The organism is Pseudoalteromonas sp. SG43-6, from assembly GCF_014164365.1.
Lineage (GTDB): Bacteria > Pseudomonadota > Gammaproteobacteria > Enterobacterales > Alteromonadaceae > Pseudoalteromonas > Pseudoalteromonas rhizosphaerae.
In genome coordinates this window covers 1-521 of sequence record NZ_JACJEZ010000167.1, presented here as the reverse complement: position 1 = coordinate 521, position 521 = coordinate 1, and the positions used below count along the sequence as shown (strand labels likewise).

Annotated in this window: 1 rRNA gene; it reads left to right on the top strand. The window is 39.3% G+C overall.

Features of this window, described 5'->3' with window-relative positions:
• Positions 1–521: ribosomal RNA gene (locus tag H5201_RS22630) — 23S ribosomal RNA — on the top strand; the annotation flags it as partial.

Below are 521 nucleotides of genomic sequence, written 5' to 3'. Positions count from 1 at the left end.
TCTAAGGCTAAATACTCCCAACTGACCGATAGTGAACCAGTACCGTGAGGGAAAGGCGAAAAGAACCCCTGTGAGGGGAGTGAAATAGAACCTGAAACCGTGTACGTACAAGCAGTAGGAGCCCATCACCAAATTCCTTTTGATTGGCAAATGGAATTGTATCGATGGAAAATAAAAAATGTTAAAAATAACAGGGTTAACTATTTTACTTACACTTTCATTTAGTTCTACAGCACAAGAAAATAAATTTGATTCAAAGAATTCACTAGTTGATTCAAATTCAAAGGTTGTGTTGAGTACAAAATGTACACCATGGTGGAATCCATTAATCAAGTGTAAGAAAAGTCACTAGTTATTTATGAGAGGCTAAGCCTCTCATTTTAGAGGCATTTGGGATGGGTGACTGCGTACCTTTTGTATAATGGGTCAGCGACTTATATTTTGTAGCGAGGTTAACCGATTAGGGTAGCCGTAGGGAAACCGAGTCTTAACTGGGCGATTAGTTGCAAGGTATAGACCCG